Here is a 17,217-nt window from a genome sequence, read left to right as displayed (position 1 = left end):
AAAATGCGCGCCGTTTGCAGCCGCTCAGGCGCTTTTGCGCGCACGGACCTCCAATATGCTCTCCGAATTTTCACTGATCGACCGCTTTTTCGCGCGCCGCGCCGGTGAGGCGCGCCGCCCTGACGACGGCTCACTCGGCATAGGCGACGATTGCGCCTTGCTTGCGCCGCGTCCCGGCGAAATCCTGGCAATTTCGACGGATATGCTGGTAGAAGGCCGCCATTTCTTCCCGGATATAGATCCCCATACCTTGGGTCACAAGGCCCTCGCCGTGAACCTGTCGGACCTGGCGGCGATGGGCGCGCAACCGCAGGCTTTCACACTGGCGTTCGCGCTGCCGCAAGCCCGTGAGGATTGGCTGGCGGCGTTCAGCGATGGGCTCTTCGAACTCGCCGAACGCTACGGCTGCAACCTGGTTGGCGGCGATACGACCGCCGGGCCGCTCAACCTGTGCCTCACCGTGTTCGGCAGCGTGCCGCCGCAACTGGCGTTGCGCCGCGACGCGGCCAAAGCCGGCGACGACATCTGGATTTCCGGCACGCTCGGCGACGCACGCGCCGGACTTGGCGTGCTGCGCGGCGAGTGGCCGGCCGACGAAAACGACACTGCGACATTTCGCCGCGCCCTTGAGCGCCCCGAGCCGCGCATCCAGTTGGGCCTCGCGCTGCGCGGTATTGCGCATGCGGCGCTGGACCTGTCCGACGGGCTCGCCGGCGATCTGCTGCATATTCTTGAACGCTCGCAGCTTGCGGCGCAGGTCGACGTCGACGCGGTGCCACGCTCCGCCGCGCTGCGCAGGCTGTCCACCGAGGTGCAACGGCGCTGCACGCTGGCCGGCGGCGACGACTATGAATTGTGCTTCACCGCGCCGGCAGTGGCACGCGCGGCGGTCGAGGCGGCCGGCCGCGAGGCCAATATTCCGGTGACGCGGATCGGTACAATAACCCCTCTCGAATCGGCGGCGAGCAAGCCTGCAATCAGTTGGCATGACGCAGCCGGCACCCCGCTCACCTTGACCTTGCAAGGCTTCGACCACTTCCATGCAGACTGAACCCTCGCTCGGCCCCGCCGACGAATTCGCGAAGGGCGCCTCACAGGACACCCCGTCGCGGGGCGGCCCGCCGGACTCCCCCGAGCCGCGCCCGGTGCGGCCGCGCCGCGCGACAGCACGCTTCATGCTGTCGCATCCGCTGCATCTGCTTTCACTCGGCTTCGGCAGCGGCTTGTCGCCGATCATGCCGGGCACGGTCGGCACGCTGTTCGCGTGGGCGTCGTTCGCCGTGCTCAACCGCTATCTGACCGTGCTCGACTGGGGCCTGCTGATCGTGGTGGGATTCCTCGCCGGCATCCCGATCAGCGGCTTCACCGCGAAGAAGCTCGGTATCGACGATCCGTCGCCCGTCGTATGGGACGAGATCGTCGCGTTCTGGCTGGTGCTGCTGATGGTGTCGCCGGTCACGTTCACCGGCCAGGTGTGGGCCTTCGTCGTGTTCCGCTTCTTCGACATGGTGAAACCGCCGCCGATCCGTTACTTCGACCGCAGACTGAAAGGTGGTTTTGGCATCATGTTCGATGACCTGGTCGCGGCGTTTTTCACCTTGCTGGTGATCGCGCTCTGGCGCATGACGGTCTGACCGTCCCACGTTCTTCGGACATACGCATGGCTACCGATTCCGTCGTTCACCAACTCGCTATCCGCGTGAGCAACAAGTTGCGCGACGAACGTCTGATGCTCGCGACCGCCGAGTCCTGCACGGGCGGCATGGTCGCGACGGCGATCACCGATATCTCCGGCAGCAGCGGCTGGTTCGAGCGCGGTTTCGTCACTTATTCGAATCAGGCCAAAAGCGAGATGATCGGCGTGCCGGCCGACCTGATCGAAAAGCATGGCGCAGTCAGCGAACCGGTGGCCCGCGCGATGGCCGAAGGCGCGCTGCGCAACAGCCGCGCGCAGGTTGCGTTGTCGATTACCGGGGTGGCGGGACCGAGCGGCGGGACTGAAACGAAGCCGGTGGGAACGGTGTCGTTCGGCTGGAGCAACCGGCTGCATACGTCGGTGGAAACGATGGTGTTCAAGGGCGACCGCGAAAGGATCCGCGTGCAGGCTGCAGCGCATGCGCTGCGCGGGCTGCTGGCGTTGCTTGACGAGCAGGAGCGCTAAGGCGCCTTGGTTCGGTTTTATCCTCGGGGCGGCATCGCCCTTTACATCGAGTCAGCGCACCGCCTATGTCCACTTCCGAGTCAGGCAGAGACGATCTGATTGGCCGCTTCGATCTGCAACCCCATCCCGAAGGCGGCTTTTTTCGCGAAACCTACCGCTCGGCGGCGACGGTGTCTCGCGAGGGGTCCGGCGAGGCGCGCTCGGCGTCGACCGCCATTTACTACCTGCTATGCGACGGCGCGCATTCCGCGTGGCATCGGATCAAATCCGACGAAGTCTGGCACTTCTATGCGGGCGAGCCGCTGCTGATCCACGTGCTCGATGAGACCGGGAAGCTGACGAGCCACCGGCTCGGCAATCCGCTGACGCATCCGGGTACTGTGTTTCAGGCGGTGGTGCCGGCCGGGCTGTGGTTTGCCGCGGAATGCGAAGATCCGGCGACGTTCGCGCTGGTCGGCTGCACGGTGGCGCCGGGATTCGAGTTCAGTGAGTTCGAGCTGGCGGATATCGATGCGCTGCGCAGCGCCTGTCCGGCGCATGCGGAATTCATCGCACGGCTGGGACCGATGGCCGGTCCACGATAGAAAACAGCAAGCGGCTACGTTCATTGAAGAACGTAGCCGCTTGTCCATCACCGGTACGCGTTGATCCGGTCGCGCGTGTCCTGTGCGGCCTTCGCCGCGGCCTGCGCGTAGTCCTCACCCTTACCGGCGTAAATGATCGCGCGCGACGAGTTGATCAGCATGCCGGTGCCTGCCGCAGTGCGGCCGGCGTTCACGGTTGCCTCGACATCCCCGCCCTGCGCGCCGATACCCGGAATCAGCAGCGGCATGTCGCCGACCATCCCGCGCACCACTTCGATTTCCTTCGGGAACGTCGCGCCGACCACCAGTCCGAGCTGGCCGCTCGCGTTCCATTTTTGCGCCGCCAGTTGCGCGACCACCTGATACAGCGGCCGCCCGCCTGTCTCGAGGAACTGCAGGTCGGAGCCGCCCGGGTTCGAAGTCCGGCACAGCACGATCACGCCCTTACCCTCGTGCTCCAGATACGGCTCGATCGAATCGAAGCCCATGTACGGGTTCACCGTCACGGCGTCGGCCTGATACCGCTCGAATGCCTCGCGGGCGTACTGCTCGGCGGTGCTGCCGATATCGCCGCGCTTTGCGTCGAGAATCACCGGCAGGCCAGGATGGTTGCGGTGAATGTGCGCAATCAGTTGCTCAAGCTGGTCTTCCGCGCGATGCGCGGCGAAGTACGCAATTTGCGGCTTGAACGACGACGCATACGGCGCGGTCGCGTCGACGATCGTGCGGCAAAACTCGAAAATCGCATCGGCGCGGCCGGCGAGTGCGCCGGGGAATTTCGCAGGCTCGGGGTCGAGGCCGACACACAGCAGCGAGTTCGTACGCTGCCATGCATCGTTGAGTGTCTGGATAAAAGTGGACATGGAAGGCTCGCGGCGGGCTGATTGGGGCTGATTGGAGAAGTGGCGCGTATTTTACCCGTCCTCGCAACGAGGGCGGGTCGCGCACCAGCCGCCGGCCTCGGCCGGCCGGAGCGCCCCTAGCCGGCAGGCCGCCGTTCACCCGCGCCTACGGTCGCCGCGAACTCCGCGCTCCAGCCGCTGCGCGCAAACCGGTCCGCTCGACGGTAAACCGGAACGACCGCCTCAAGCGCTCGCCGCGCGCCAGCATGGTCATGCCATGCGCGGCCGCGCCGCCCGGCAGGTTCACCGCATTGATCGGATGATCGACCGGCTCGAAGCAGAAAAAGTCTTCACCCGGCGGCGTGTAAAGCACGTAGTAGTCGGTATCGGCGGCGACCGTCAGCGACAGCCGGCGCTTCGGCCAGACCACCGCCGCTTGCCCGCTCCAACCGGTAAAGGCATGATTGACGATGGTCTGCGGCAGCGGATACGCCACGCCGAACTGCCACGCCGGCGGCGCCGGCACGTGACGCACCGGCAGCCAGTCGTCCCCCTGCAACCAGAGGCCCGCGGCGGCGGCCGACAACTCGGTCTGCGCGTCGCGCACCAGGAACGGATGGATGCCGAGCCCGAATGGCAGCGGCTCGCGGCCGGTGTTTTCGATCTCGAGCGTGATCACGAGGCTCGGACCTTCGAGCGCATAGGTTTGTGTTGCGCGGTACGCGTAGGGCTTGCCGTCACTACGGTCAAGCGTCAGGCGCACGCTGTCCTGACCGCTCTCTGCTACGTGCCAGTGCGCCAGCCAGCCGTCGCCGTGGATCGGCAGCGGTTCGGCGGCGCGATTGCGCGGCACCTCGATCCTCCGCCCGCCGACGCCGAAATGGCCGCCGCCGATGCGGTTCGAATACGGCAGCAGCGGATAGCAGGCCAACTGGTTCGGGTCGGTATCGGCGGCGACATGCCGGCAGCGGCGGAAGATCGGCACCAGCGCGCCGTCGCTGCGCCAGTCGAAGCGGGTAATGCCACCGCCAAGCGACGGCGCCACGTCGAGCCGCAGATGCGTGTTGGCGAGCGTGACGCACGCCACGTCGCCCGCGCTCGTCTCGCCGACAGCCACCGCCGAGGTGCTGGGCCCCGCCAGCACCGGATGGGCGGCCGCCGCCAGCCGGGCGCGGCGCGTCTGCGCAGCCTGGGAACTCTGGGAAGAGGAAACGAGATTCGCGACAGTCATTTCAGGCTCCATCGAGAGGCGTGAGACGTTCCCGTCATCGCTGACGAATGTTTGTGCGGGCGCCTGAATGGGCCGCCTCTTTGAATTCTGGATCTTCGAATCCTCGACTCCTTGAGTCTTGCAGTGCGCGGGCTAGGCACACAGTGCAATCCGCGACCTGCAACGACCCAACGTGCTAACAGCACCACGGCCCGCATCTGCGTGCCACAAAAAACCTGGCTTACTCGCTCGCCCCATGCGGCAGCGGCGCGCCCTGAAATAGCGCTTCCGGCAAACCGTGCGGTCCGGGCACCGCGACGAACACCCCGCCGGCGCCCGAATCGTTCGCGAGGGCAGCCGCATCCAGATCGACGCGCGCACTCGTGATGTACAGCGTAGCCAGTTGCTCGTGCTCTGCAGGAACCCCCCTGACGGGGCCGCCCAGCGCCACGCAACTCGGTTGCGCGGTGGGTACGTGGACGCGCGCCGTTTCGACCCCATCCGGGCCATAACGCACCACGCGGCTGCCGCCCCATTGCGCATTCCACAGCCCGCCGTCGCGGTCCACGGTCGAGCCGTCCGGCTCGCCGGTCGCATCCACAAGCGTCGTGAACACACGGTCGTTGGCGATGCTGCCGTCTGCACCGTAATCGCACGCCCGGATCTCCCGGGTCGGCGAATCGCAGTAGTACATCGTCGTGCCGTCCGGACTGAAGGCGATGCTGTTCGAGATGGCGGGCGCCGGCAACGGCAGGCGCTCGAGCGACAGATCGCGATTCAGACGGTAGAACCCGCCCACTGCGCGCAAGGGCGAACCCTCATCCTTCGTACCGAACACGAAGCGCCCCTGACGGTCGCAGCGGCCGTCGTTGACGCGCGTGTTCATGCCCGGCTCGACATCGACAATACGCTGAGTCTCGCCGCTTGCAAGGTCGAAAAACGCGAGATGCGTGGCGAGTCCGAGTAAAAGGTAGTGCGGATCGGCGCAGAGCGCAAACGTCGCAAGCCGTTCGGGCATCGTCCAGAACGTGCAGCCCCCGTCCCGCGGGTCATAGCGCCACAGCCTCGCACCTTCGATATCGGTCCAGTAAAAGCGGCCGCTGCGGGCGCACCAGGTCGCGCCCTCACCGAGCGTGCATTTCGCATCGATCAACAAAGTCGCGCTTGTGCCGCCCACCGCTTCGCTCACGCCCAGCCTCCGTCGACGATGATGTCCTGCGCCGTAATCAGCCGGCTGTCGTCCGCAGCGAGGAAAAGCGCCATGCGCGCCAGATCCTCGGGCATCAACTCGGCATCGATGCACTGGCCCTCCTTGATCGACCGGCGGCCGGCATCGTCGAGCCACAGGCGCTTTTGCTTTTCGGTCATCACCCAGCCCGGCGCCAGCGTATTGACGCGGATGTTGAAGTGGCCGAGATCGCGCGCGAGACCGCGCGTGAGCCCCTGGACCGCGGATTTCGACATCACGTAGACCGGGTAGCCGCCGTTCTTCAGCATCCAGCTGATCGAGCCGAGATTGATGATCGAACCGCGCCCGGCCGCTTTCATGTCGCCCATCACGGCCTGCGCCGCGAAGAACTGATGGCGGATGTTGACGGCGATACCGGCATCGAACGATTCGGGCGTGACCTCTTCGATCTGGTGGCGCTTGTCATTCGCGGCGTTGTTGACCAGCGCTTCGATCGGACCCAAGGCCGCCTTGACGTCGGCGATCGCCTTGCGCAGCGCGTCGATATTGGTCAGGTCGCAAGGCAGGAACAGCGGCTTGTGGCGCGAATCGCCCAGTTCATCGGCGAGCGCTTCGCCCGCGCTCGCGTCGATATCGAAGAACGCGACGCGCGAGCCCTGCGCCGCGAAGTGCTCGACAAACGACGCGCCGATCCCGGTCGCGCCGCCCGTGATCAGCACAGTGCGGTCTTCAAGGCTCGGATAACGCGCATAGACGCTGTTCGCCTGGCGGGCGTTGGCATTAGCGGGAGACGACATCGTTCGATTCCTCCTCAGATATTTGATCAGGCGCCGCGCGTCAGTCGCGCGAGCCGCGGTTCTTCAACTGGTCGAGCAGCACGGCCGCGAGCAGAATCGCGCCACGCACGAGGTACTGATAGAACGCGTCGATATTCAACAGGTTCATCACGTTCTCGACCGTGCCCATGATCAGCACGCCGATCACCACGCCGGAAATCGTCGCGCGGCCGCCGAGCAGCGACACGCCACCCAGCACGCACGCGGAAATCACGTTCAGTTCGAAGCCTTCGGCGGCGTTCGGCTGGCCCGAGGTGATGCGCGAAGCGAGAATCACGCCGGCCAGCGCCGTCACCGCGCCCTGCACGAGGAAAATATAGACGCGGGTGCGCTCGACGTTGATACCGGCCAGGCGCGAGGCCTCCGGATTGCCGCCGATCGCCAGCGTATTGCGGCCGTACACGGTCTGGTTGAGCATCACGCCGAACACGATGAAACACAGCAGCGTGACCCAGATCGGCAGCGAAACGCCGAACATCGACAAGCCGCCCAGCGCGATAAACGTATCCGAGGACACGCCCACCGCCTGGCCGTGCGACACGATAAAGCCAAAGCCGCGCACGATTTCCATGGTCGCGAGCGTGGTAATCAGCGCATTGATGCGCAGGTACGCGATCACCGCACCGTTCACGAAGCCGATCACCGCACCGGCAGCCACCGCCGCGACGATGGCAATGAACGTATTGCCGGTCGCGTTGAGCACCATCGCGCACAGCACGCCGGCAAACGCCACGGTGGAACCCACTGACAAATCGAAGTCGCGCGAGGCGAGACAGAACATCATCGTGCAGGCCACCATGCCGATCTGCGAAATCGACAGTGCGAGGCCGAGCATGTTTTCGATCGAGAAGAAGTGATCGACGGTCAGCGACATCGTGATGAACATGATCGCGAAGATCACGATCAGGCTGTAGTCGGTGACCTGCTGCCACCATTTCTGCTTGTCGCTGGCCTGCGGAATCAGCGCGTCGACAGCACTCTTGGCGGCCTGTTGCGTGAGGTTTTCTCTGGCTTGCATTTGAATACTCCTCCCGTTTTCGTCACGGGCTGACGGGTTATTGAGGACTCGCGTCCGGTCAGTGTCAGGCCGCCTGCGGCGCGGCGGCTCGCGGTGCGGTCGAGCTTTGCGGCAAGGCAAGGCTCAGCACCGCCTGTTCAGTCGCTTTGCTGCGCGGCAGTTCGCCGGAGATACGGCCCTGCCGCATCACCACGATCCGGTCCGATACGCCGAGCACTTCCGGCAGTTCCGACGAAATCATCACGATCGCGCAACCGCGTTCCGCGAGCTGATAGATCACGTTATAGATCTCGTGCTTCGCACCGACGTCGATACCGCGGGTCGGCTCGTCGAGAATCACCACTTTCAGATCCGGCTCCGCGAGCCAGCGCGACAGGATCGCTTTCTGCTGGTTGCCGCCGGAGAGAAAACGAATCTTCTGGCGGCGGCTCGGCGTCTTGATCTTCAGCAGCTTGATAAAACTGTCCGCTGTCTCCGCTTCTTTCCTGCGATTCAGAAAGAAGCCCGCGCGCAGATAGTGGCGGCGGCAACTGATGTTGATGTTCTCGGAGACCGTCGCCATGGCGACGATGCCTTCTTCCTTGCGATCTTCCGGGCACAGCACGATGCCGTGACGAATCGCCTCGCCAGCGCTGCGCACCTTGATCGGCTTGCCGTCGAGCACGATTTCACCGCTCTTCTTGTGATCGGCGCCATACACAAGGTGCATCAATTCGCTGCGGCCCGCGCCTACCAGACCGAAGAAGCCGACAATCTCGCCGCGCCGCACTTCGAAGTTGGCCGGCTCCTTGAGCGCGTGCCCTTCGATCGCCTTGGCGGCAAAACGCACTTCGCCAAGTTCGCGCGGCTTGTAGCTATAGATATCCGAGATCTCGCGGCCCACCATTTCGCTCACGATCGTCTCGCGCTTCACGCCTTCGAGAGACGGATGCGACGCCACCTTGCGACCGTCACGGAAAATCGTGCACGCATCGCACAACTCGTAGATCTCGTCCATGCGGTGCGAGATATAGATCATCGCCCGGTTGTCGGCGCGCAGATCGCGCACCAGCTTGAACAGCACTTCGGTTTCGCTATGGGACAGCGAACTGGTCGGCTCGTCCAGCGCAATCACGCGCGCATTGCGCAGCAGCGCCTTGCAGATTTCCACCATCTGGCGCTGCGCGATCGAGAGCTTGCGCAGCTTCGCATTCGGATCGAGCGCCACGCCCATCGCTTCCAGCCGCTCGCGCACGAAACGTTTGGCCTCGCGCTTGTTGACCCAGCCGAGCGAGTTCGGCAACTGGCCGAGCAGCAGATTTTCCGCGACCGTGAGATCGGGCACGTATTGCAGTTCCTGGTGAATCACCGCGATGCCGGCTGCAATCGACGCGGCCGCGCTGCCGAAGCGCACCTCGTTGCCATCGATCATCACGTGGCCCGAATCCGGCTGGTATTCACCGCCGAGAATCTTCAGCAGGGTCGATTTCCCTGCGCCGTTCTCGCCCATCAGGCCGTGCACCTGGCCGACGTTCACGTCGAAGGACACGCCGTCGAGCGCACGCACGCCTGGAAAGACCTTACCGATATTGTCAAAACGCAGCGTCGCTGACACTTCGCCTCCTGTTGCATCCTGTGAACCGTACGGTCCGGCACGGCTTGGCGCCGTGCCGGCACATCGGTCTGTCTCAACTGTTGTTGCGCCTGCCGGCACGCGCGCGCCACTCACGTCCTGCGCACGCTGCCTGCGCGGTCAGCCGCCGCGACCCGGAGGTCCGGCGGCCAACCGCTGCACATCTGTTGCCAACTGCTTACTTCGATGCCAGACCCATCTTTTCACGCACGTCCGTGACGTTGTCACGCGTCGCCAGCATGCCGGTCGTCAGCGTGAGCGCCGGCGGTTCCTTGCCTTGCGTGATCCAGTCGTACATCAGCGTCGAGGTTTCTTCGCCGTGACGCTTCGGGCTGATGATGACCGTGCCGTAGAAGCCCGTCGGGGTCGGCTTCTTGAACTCGTTCAAAGCCGAATCCGAACCGCCGATACCGATACCGATCATGTTGTCCGCCTTGAAGCCGCGGCCTTCCGCTGCGCGCACCGTGCCGAGCACGGCTTCGTCGTTCAGGCCGTAGGCGATCCAGTGCTTGAACTGCGGGTTCTTGGTCAGCGCGATGTTGGCGGCGTTGAAAGCGTTTTCCGTGTCGGTCTTCGCTTGCGGCGCTTCAACCACGTTGGCCTTCGGGAAACCGGCGGCGACCAGCGCGTCGGTTGCGCCGGTGGTGCGGTCGACTGCGGTAGGCAACTGGTTGTAGGTCACGTCGATCGCGCCGACGTCCTTCATGTCCCAGCCACGCTTCTTGATTTCCGCAGCCAGGCCTTCGCCGACCTGCTTGCCGATGTTGTAGGCCGAAATGCCCATGTGCGGCACGCTTGCGATCGGCTTGCCGGCGCCGTCGACGAGGCGGTCGTCGACCGTCATCATCTTCAGTCCGTCGGCCTTCGCCTTGGCGACGATGCCCGGCCCGAGCTTGACGTCAGGCGTGCAGATAATGAAACCTTGCGCCTTTTGCGCCGCCAGGTTGTCGATTGCGCTCATCACCTTCTCGCCCGAGGGTGCGCCGATTTTCACCAGCGTGAAGCCCTTCTGCTTGGCCGCAATCTCGGCAAACTTCCATTCGTCCTGGAACCACGGTTCTTCCGGCTGCTTCACCAGAAAGCCGATCTTGACCTCGTCAGCGGCCTGGGCGACCGGTGCGTTGAACAACACACCTGCTGCCGCAGCGGCCAGCGTGAGGAAAATTCTACGTTTCATGTTGCAGTCTCCTGACTAATTAGTAGATAACGAGAAGGTATCGGCCGCGTCTTCTTATCCGGTCCTGACACACGCGGCCAGCGCGTCAACCGGTTCAAACTGGGCGGGGCGCTCCATGGCGCTTCGCGTTGCTTCGTTCTGCTGCCTTGCGGTGCGCGTTCCACGGCACATCGCAGGGTATTTCTGTCCTGAGGCGGTTCAGTCGTGGTACAGCGCCGAGCGCCCGCCATCCACCGTGATACAGCTCGCGTTGATGAACGGCGCCTCGTCCGAGGCGAGGAACACCGCCGTCATCGCCACTTCTTCCGGGCGGCCGATGCGCTTCATCGGCTGCAGGTCGAGCGTCGCCTGCTTCGCCGCAGCGGGATCGGGCTGGCCGTTCCACCAGTCGTGCGTCAACTGCGTTTCGATGTAGCCCGGCGCAATTGCATTGACGCGCACATTGCGCGGCGCGTATTCGATGCCAAGCGCCCGGGTCAGTCCGATCACGCCGTGCTTCGCGACCGGATACGGAAAGCAGCCCGGAATGATCTTGAACGCGTGCGTCGAGGCGATATTCACGATGCTGCCCGCGCCGCGCTCGACCATCCCCGGCAACACCGCGCGGCAACCGTTCCAGACGCCGTCCAGATCGACCGCGAAGCAGCGCCGCCAGTCGTCGTCGGTCATCGTCAGCGGGTCGCAGAACACGTTGATGCCGGCGTTGTTCACCAGTACATCGACGGCGCCGAATGCCGTTTCGGCCTCGCGCACCGCATGCTGGACCGAAGCGGATTGCGTCACGTCGGTCTGCACCGCGAGCACCTTCGCGCCACACGCCGCCTCGATCTCCCGCGCGGTGCGCTGCGCGGTTGCAAGATCCATTTCCGCCAGCACGAGCGCCGCGCCCTCGCGCGCAAACGCCAGCGCAATGGCTGCACCGATGCCGCGACCGGCGCCAGTGATCACCGCGACCTTGTCGGCAAGCCGCTTCATTTCTTCGCGCCCGCTCGAGCGATCCGCAAGCCGTTGATATAGGCACGCGCATGCGAGGCCGTCGTCGCCGCGCTCTGGCCGGGCTTGTAGAGCGCCGAGCCGAGGCCGAAACCGTTCGCGCCGGCGGTGAGGAAAGGCCCCATGTTGTCCGGCGTGATGCCGCCGACCGGCACCAGCGGCACCTCGGCGGCAATCACCGCGCGCCATGCTTTCACGACCTGGCAGCCGAGCTGTTCAGCCGGGAACATCTTCAGCACGTCGGCGCCGTTTTTCAGCGCGAGAAACGCTTCGTTCGGCGTGGCGACGCCCGGCGCGCAAGCCAGGCCTTGAGCCTTCGCCGCGCCGACCACTTCCGCATCGCTGTGCGGCATCACGATCAGTTCGCCACCCGCAGACTTCACCTCGTGGACGAAGCTCGCATGCAGCACGGTACCCGCGCCGACGATCGCATCGGCCGGCAGCGCCTTGCGGATCGCCGCGATGCTGTCGAACGGCTGCGGCGAATTGAGCGGCACCTCGACGATCCGAAAGCCCGCTTCGTACAACGCCTGGCCATGCTCGGCGGCGTCCGCCGGCGTGACGCCGCGCAGAATCGCAATCAGCGGGCACGCCGCGAACGCGGCCATCAAACCCGCATGCGGCAGATACGGGGCGGGCAAGTTGATGTGAGGTTGCATGTCGGTTCCTTGTCTATGTCGTGCGCGGCGCCGGCTCAACTGGCGCGCGCAGCGCCGGAGGCCGGCGTCAGCGCAGGCGCTGCCGTTTGCGATGCGCTTGCCAGCAGGCCTGCCTGCGTCGCAATGCGCCACAAGCCGCGTTCGGTCGCCTGCCGGACCAGCTTCGCCTCGGTACAGCCGAATTGCGTCAGCGCGAGCTGATAACGCTCGCACAACGCTTCGTTGCCGATCAGGCGCAATGCATGTCCCGCGAGGCCGGTTTGATGCTGCGCAAGCACCGTGCCGAGGCCGGCGAGTTCGTGGCCGATCAGCAGGCCTGACAGATAGTCGGGTTGCTGCTGGCCGGCAAGCTGTCCGGTCAGGCCGAGGGTGCGCGTGCTGAACACCGTCGCGAGCACGCCTGCCTGCCCTTTCAGACGCGCGATGTTCACGCCGCGCAGAAATGCATCGGTATCCAGACGATCGGGCGTCACCATCGTGCGGCCGAGAATCGTGTGTTCGCGCAGCGCTGCGAACACCTCGCCGGTCATGAAGGTATGAAACCGCTCGATGCGGCGGGCGCGCACCACCACCCATTTCGCGTGAGTGCCCGGCAGTCCGATCAACTCGGGACTCGAGTCGTCCGCTGCGGCTGGGCCGTCGCCGAGCGCACCGAAGATCTGCGTTTCCTCGCCGCGCATGACGTTCGGCAGTTCGCCGCGCTCGAGCACGCCCGGCACGATATGCAGCGTCACGCCGCGGGCGGTCCGCACCCGCACGATGCCGGCGACCAGCGCCTCGGCGTTCGCGGGCGCATCGACGTACGGCGCTTCGAGCCAGCCTTGCGCGCTGCCGACCATTCCCGCTGCGATCACCGGCAGACCGGGGACACGCGCGAGCCACGCGCCGCACGCCGACTCGAAGGCGGCGTCGAAGCCGCCCTCGGCGGCCGCGCGCGGCAGGTTCATGATGCCCGCGGTCGACTCGCGCGTCGCCAGCACGTTGCCGGCGGCATCGAACAGGTAGGCCCGCAGCGACGTCGTGCCCCAGTCGAGCGCGAGCAGCGCGGCCTGATCGAGGCTGGAGGTATGCGCTTGCGGTACGGCGCTTGCGGCATCCTCGGAGCTCGCTGCGCTCGTGGAGTTGCCGACGCTCGTTATCGTATTGACCGGCATGGGAGAACCCGCTTGCGTCATCGTTTGATCCTGCGCGTCGCCGGCTGCGGCACCCGCCAGCCGAGTTCCTCCGAGATGGCGCGCGCTTCGCGCTGCACCACCGGAATCAGCTCGTCCATCCGTTCGAGCGACATATACGGAATCGTGCTCGCCACCGACAGCGCCGCCACGATCGCGCCGGAGGCGTCGCGCACGGGCGCCGCAACGCAGCGGATCGACGCTTCGTTTTCTTCGAGGTCGAACGTGTAGCCGCCTGCCGCATAGTTGGTCATGCGCTGCATGAAGGTCGGCAGATCGGGACGGTTATCGGGCTTGAAGCTCACGCCCGCGAGCGCGCGGCGCGACGCATCGAACAGCGACTGCCAGGAATCCGGCTTGAGGTCGAGCATCATCGCCTTGCCGATGCCGGTCGACGCCAACGGCATGCGATGCCCCACCCGCGAGCGCATTTCCAGACCACGCGTGCCGGGAATCTTGTCGATGTAGAGCACGTCGTCGCCATCGCGCACGCCGAGGTGGATCGTGTCGAGCGTCTGTTCGGCGAGCGATTCGAGATGCTGGTGCGCCACCGTGGTGAGCGGCATCTGTTCGAGCGCGATGGTGCCGAGTTCGATCAGCTTCGGCCCGAGCAGATAGCCGCCCTGCACCTGACGCAGATAGCGCGCCTGCACGAGGCTGCTGACCAGCCGGTGGGTGGTGCTGCGGGTCGTACCGAGCGTGGCACCGAAGGTGCGCAGATCCCGCACGCCGCTGGCAGCCGCTTCGAGGATCGCGAGGCCGCGCAACAGCGTTTGCGTGCCGGCTTGCTGCGGCGTGACGTCGAGCAGCGTGCTCGGCAGGGCGATTTCGTCGGCGGGCGCGGGTGAACCTGCAGCGCCGTTCAGGTTGCGGGCGCGCGGCTGCAGCGCGGCTTCATCACCGGTGTGGGGGCCGGCGGCGGCGTGAGTGGACATCGCTTTGTTCATGGCGATTGGGGGCATCTAAGGGGTATTACTGCGCGGAGCCGGCTTGGCGACCGGCAAAACGGGACGGAACACGACGTGTACGCGCTTGCTGCCTGACGGTGATGGGCATGGCTGAATGTCTCCGTTTGTTCGGTCCGCGCCGGCCGCACGGTGGTCGTGCGGGGGGGTGTGGCCTTTTTTTGCCTCGCTGGCGGCTGGTGGCTTTTTTGCCTTGCAGCTTTTTGCCTTGCGGGCTTGGTGTTTCGGATTGTAGGGCGGTTTTTTTGAAATCTCCAATATGTGAGTGTTGGATTCAGATAATGGGATTTTGGGCTGCGCTGGGCTTTGTGGGGTTTGCCTGCGGCGCCTTGTGCTTTGGTGGTTGTTCCTGGGGTGTTGGCCTTTCCTTGCTTTCTTATCGGTCTATTGGCGTTGCCCCTGTGCGGGGCGGCACCTACTTTTCTTTGCCGCCGCAAAGAAAAGTAGGCAAAAGAAAGCGGGCTGACAACCGCCAGCCTGTAGGTGTCCGCCACCTAGGCCAACACGGAGTGGTCCGCACGAGGACCTGCCCTCGCATATCCCCCGCTAGTGACACAGCGCTCATCCACCCCACTCCGCACTGCGTGCGTCGCGGATGGGTATGCCAGGGAAACCAGCGGCCACAAGATTGCCACTGCTAACGAAATTGGGCGTTGCGCAATAAAGATTGGAACTACCCGAAATTTATGGCGTTACCAGTTAAAACAGAGGACGAGTAGCGGTGGACTACCAGGAAGGGAATGCTAATAGCGCGATCTTGCGCACAAGCACCAACCCAACATAGTTAGAATACCTGTGGAATTTGCAGGGGGAGTTGTGCCCGACAGCGGGGCGCGCAGCGCAACGCTGGAACGGATGACGGCCTTGTCACTACCGCGGATGGTGCGAGACCAGCTCCTCGTGCGGACCACTCTGCGGCGGCCTAAGTGGTGGACACCTACAAGCTGGCGGTTGTCAGCCCGCTTTCTTTTGCCTACTTTTCTTTGCGGCGGCAAAGAAAAGTAGGTGCCGCCCCGCACAGGGGCAACGCTAATAGACCAATAACACAGCAAGGAAAGGCCAACACCCCAGGAACAACAACCAAAGCGCCGCGCAGGCAAAAAAAACTTATTCCGGCAACTCAGCCGCCCCCATCCGATGAGCAATCACCCCCGCACGCTGCGCGAGATACGCCAAACTCCGGTGCTCATCGAAATACTTGGGCCTCGGCAACATCACCGCCAACCGCGCTGACTGCCAGCCAGTCAGCTTCGCCGCAGAAGTCTTGTAGTAATAGTGCGCCGCGGCCTCCGCCCCATACACCCCATTGCCCCATTCGACAGAATTGAGATAAATCTCGTAGATGCGTTCCTTATCCATCAAGGTCTCCAGCATCCACGTGATGATCAGCTCCTGCCCCTTGCGGATATAGCTCTTCTGCCGCGACAGAAACAGATTGCGCGCCAGTTGCTGCGAAATGGTCGAGCCGCCCGCGACAATCTTGCCGCGCGCCTTGTTCTTCTCCCATGCCTGCAGGATCGCGTCCGTTTCGTAGCCGTTGTTATTGACGAAATTCGCATCTTCCGAAGCAATGATCGCGCGTTTCAGGTTGCGCGAAATCTGCTCGTACGGCACCCATGTATGCTGGATCGACAGATCGGGCCGGTCGCTCGAAAGCGTCCACTCATCGGAACGCATGAACGCCGTCGAGCGCGGATTCACGTAGTTCCAGACGGCAATCTGCGCGAAGTAGAACAATTGAGTGGCGACCCAGGCAATCGCGACCACCGCGCCCACATAAAGCATCCAGCGGGTCGGTCCCGGCCGGCCTGCGCGCTTCGTTCCCGTCATTGTCGTCACGGTCCCCGGTTCAGTAGGTTCTGCAACCTCAGGCCGCGCCCGGCGCCGCCAGCATCCGGCGCAATTCGGCCAGCACCGGCGCGCCGTCGGGACGCACGCCCCGCCATATGTAGAACGATTCGGCGGCCTGCTCGACCAGCATGCCAAGACCGTCCGCGGCGCGTGCGCCCAAGGTCTGCGCGTGCTGCATGAATACCGTCGGCTGGGCGCCGTACATCATGTCGTAGGCCAGCGTGCCGCTGCCGAAAGCGCCGTCGTCGCACTCGGGAAGCGCGGCATCGAGACTGCCGGCGGTCGCGTTGACGATGACGTCGTAAGCACCCAGCTCGATGACCGCCGCGCCGCCGCCTGTCAGGCGGCAACCGCCGGCTTGCGCCGCCTCGCCGAACTGGCTCACCAGTTCCTGCGCTTTCGCAGCGGTCCGGTTGACGATAGTCACCGTATGCGGCGCACGCTCCAGCAGCGGCAGCACCACGCCGCGTGCGGCGCCGCCGGCGCCCAGCAGCAGGATGCGTGCGCCCTTGAGCGGCGTCGCCAAGTTCACCTCGATATCGCGCACGAGGCCGAAGCCATCCGTGTTGTCGCCGTGGATTTCGCCTGCGTCGAAACGCAGCGTGTTCACCGCTCCGGCAGCCGCCGCGCGCGGCGACAGCCGGGTGGCGAGCGCATGCGCCTCCAGCTTGAACGGCACCGTCACGTTGAGCCCGCGGCCACCGGACTCGATGAAGGCCCGCACGTACGGCACGAACGCGTCGAGCGGCGCCAGCAGATGCGTGTACTCGATCGGCTCGCCGGTTTGCGCAGCAAAGCGCGCGTGAATGAATGGCGACTTGCTATGGCCGACCGGATTGCCGATCACCGCATAGCGGTCGCGCGGGCCGGACACTGTGGCAGATCCGGCCGCTGGGGTTGCCGGCTGCGCAGGCGTGCCCGGCTTTGCCTGAGCACCGGTCTCGTCGA

Annotated in this window: 17 protein-coding genes; 4 read left to right on the top strand and 13 right to left on the bottom strand. The window is 64.8% G+C overall.

All coding sequences use genetic code 11. The annotated features are described in order from the left end of the window. Positions 1-55: 55 nt before the first annotated feature. The 4 genes from thiL to AC1ECK_RS19440 all read left to right on the top strand — a co-directional run bounded on the left by thiL (position 56) and on the right by AC1ECK_RS19440 (position 2,745). Positions 56-1,051, top strand: coding sequence for a thiamine-phosphate kinase (thiL, locus tag AC1ECK_RS19455; protein ID WP_480321722.1), 996 nt, complete (start codon positions 56-58; stop codon positions 1,049-1,051). Further along, positions 1,041-1,634, top strand: coding sequence for a phosphatidylglycerophosphatase A family protein (locus tag AC1ECK_RS19450; RefSeq protein ID WP_480321720.1), 594 nt, complete (start codon positions 1,041-1,043; stop codon positions 1,632-1,634). The genes thiL and AC1ECK_RS19450 overlap by 11 nt, the downstream gene beginning before the upstream one ends. A gap of 26 nt (positions 1,635-1,660) precedes the next feature. Beyond that, entirely contained in the window at positions 1,661-2,161 is a 501-nt protein-coding gene (locus tag AC1ECK_RS19445; RefSeq protein ID WP_480321718.1) for a CinA family protein, read from the top strand. Between the two features lie 65 nt (positions 2,162-2,226). Next, a complete protein-coding gene (locus AC1ECK_RS19440) occupies positions 2,227-2,745 on the top strand; it encodes a cupin domain-containing protein (RefSeq protein WP_480321716.1) in 519 nt (172 codons plus the stop codon). A gap of 47 nt (positions 2,746-2,792) precedes the next feature. Here AC1ECK_RS19440 and pyrF read toward each other — a convergent pair whose 3' ends face one another. The 13 genes from pyrF to aroE all read right to left on the bottom strand — a co-directional run bounded on the left by pyrF (position 2,793) and on the right by aroE (position 17,143). Then, a complete protein-coding gene (pyrF, locus tag AC1ECK_RS19435) occupies positions 2,793-3,608 on the bottom strand; it encodes an orotidine-5'-phosphate decarboxylase (protein ID WP_480321714.1) in 816 nt (271 codons plus the stop codon). A 145-nt stretch (positions 3,609-3,753) separates the two neighbouring features. Continuing rightward, entirely contained in the window at positions 3,754-4,818 is a 1,065-nt protein-coding gene (locus AC1ECK_RS19430) for an aldose 1-epimerase (RefSeq protein ID WP_480321712.1), read from the bottom strand. A gap of 220 nt (positions 4,819-5,038) precedes the next feature. Beyond that, positions 5,039-5,986 carry an SMP-30/gluconolactonase/LRE family protein gene (locus AC1ECK_RS19425; RefSeq protein ID WP_480321710.1) on the bottom strand — a complete coding sequence of 316 codons (948 nt, stop codon included), beginning with the start codon at positions 5,984-5,986 and terminating at the stop codon, positions 5,039-5,041. Then, a complete protein-coding gene (locus AC1ECK_RS19420) occupies positions 5,983-6,783 on the bottom strand; it encodes an SDR family NAD(P)-dependent oxidoreductase (RefSeq protein WP_480321708.1) in 801 nt (266 codons plus the stop codon). The genes AC1ECK_RS19425 and AC1ECK_RS19420 overlap by 4 nt, the downstream gene beginning before the upstream one ends. Before the next feature lie 40 nt (positions 6,784-6,823). Then, on the bottom strand, positions 6,824-7,840 hold the full coding sequence (gene araH / locus AC1ECK_RS19415) for an L-arabinose ABC transporter permease AraH (RefSeq protein ID WP_480321706.1): 1,017 nt from the start codon (positions 7,838-7,840) through the stop codon (positions 6,824-6,826). A 64-nt stretch (positions 7,841-7,904) separates the two neighbouring features. Further along, positions 7,905-9,434: an L-arabinose ABC transporter ATP-binding protein AraG gene (gene araG, locus AC1ECK_RS19410; RefSeq protein WP_480321704.1), complete on the bottom strand. Its 1,530-nt coding sequence runs from the start codon at positions 9,432-9,434 to the stop codon at positions 7,905-7,907. Positions 9,435-9,630: 196 nt separating this feature from the next. Continuing rightward, positions 9,631-10,629, bottom strand: a complete 999-nt coding sequence (locus AC1ECK_RS19405) for an arabinose ABC transporter substrate-binding protein (RefSeq protein ID WP_480321702.1) — start codon at positions 10,627-10,629, stop codon at positions 9,631-9,633. A gap of 198 nt (positions 10,630-10,827) precedes the next feature. Further along, entirely contained in the window at positions 10,828-11,604 is a 777-nt protein-coding gene (locus tag AC1ECK_RS19400; protein ID WP_480321700.1) for an SDR family oxidoreductase, read from the bottom strand. After that, complete coding sequence (locus tag AC1ECK_RS19395; protein ID WP_480321698.1) at positions 11,601-12,281, bottom strand: 2-dehydro-3-deoxy-6-phosphogalactonate aldolase; 681 nt, start codon at positions 12,279-12,281, stop codon at positions 11,601-11,603. The genes AC1ECK_RS19400 and AC1ECK_RS19395 overlap by 4 nt, the downstream gene beginning before the upstream one ends. A 35-nt stretch (positions 12,282-12,316) precedes the next feature. Continuing rightward, the gene (locus AC1ECK_RS19390; RefSeq protein ID WP_480321696.1) at positions 12,317-13,456 is read right to left on the bottom strand and encodes a 2-dehydro-3-deoxygalactonokinase; all 1,140 of its coding nucleotides are present in this window, start codon (positions 13,454-13,456) and stop codon (positions 12,317-12,319) included. Beyond that, positions 13,453-14,400, bottom strand: a complete 948-nt coding sequence (locus AC1ECK_RS19385) for an IclR family transcriptional regulator (RefSeq protein WP_480321694.1) — start codon at positions 14,398-14,400, stop codon at positions 13,453-13,455. The genes AC1ECK_RS19390 and AC1ECK_RS19385 overlap by 4 nt, the downstream gene beginning before the upstream one ends. A gap of 1,125 nt (positions 14,401-15,525) precedes the next feature. Continuing rightward, a complete protein-coding gene (gene mtgA / locus AC1ECK_RS19380; RefSeq protein WP_480321692.1) occupies positions 15,526-16,248 on the bottom strand; it encodes a monofunctional biosynthetic peptidoglycan transglycosylase in 723 nt (240 codons plus the stop codon). Between the two features lie 37 nt (positions 16,249-16,285). Further along, complete coding sequence (gene aroE, locus AC1ECK_RS19375) at positions 16,286-17,143, bottom strand: shikimate dehydrogenase (protein WP_480321956.1); 858 nt, start codon at positions 17,141-17,143, stop codon at positions 16,286-16,288. Positions 17,144-17,217: the final 74 nt, after the last annotated feature.

The organism is Paraburkholderia sp. SSBN10T (assembly GCF_056619545.1).
The sequence above is the reverse complement of the archived record's forward strand: the minus strand, read 5'-3'. Positions and strand labels throughout refer to the sequence as shown.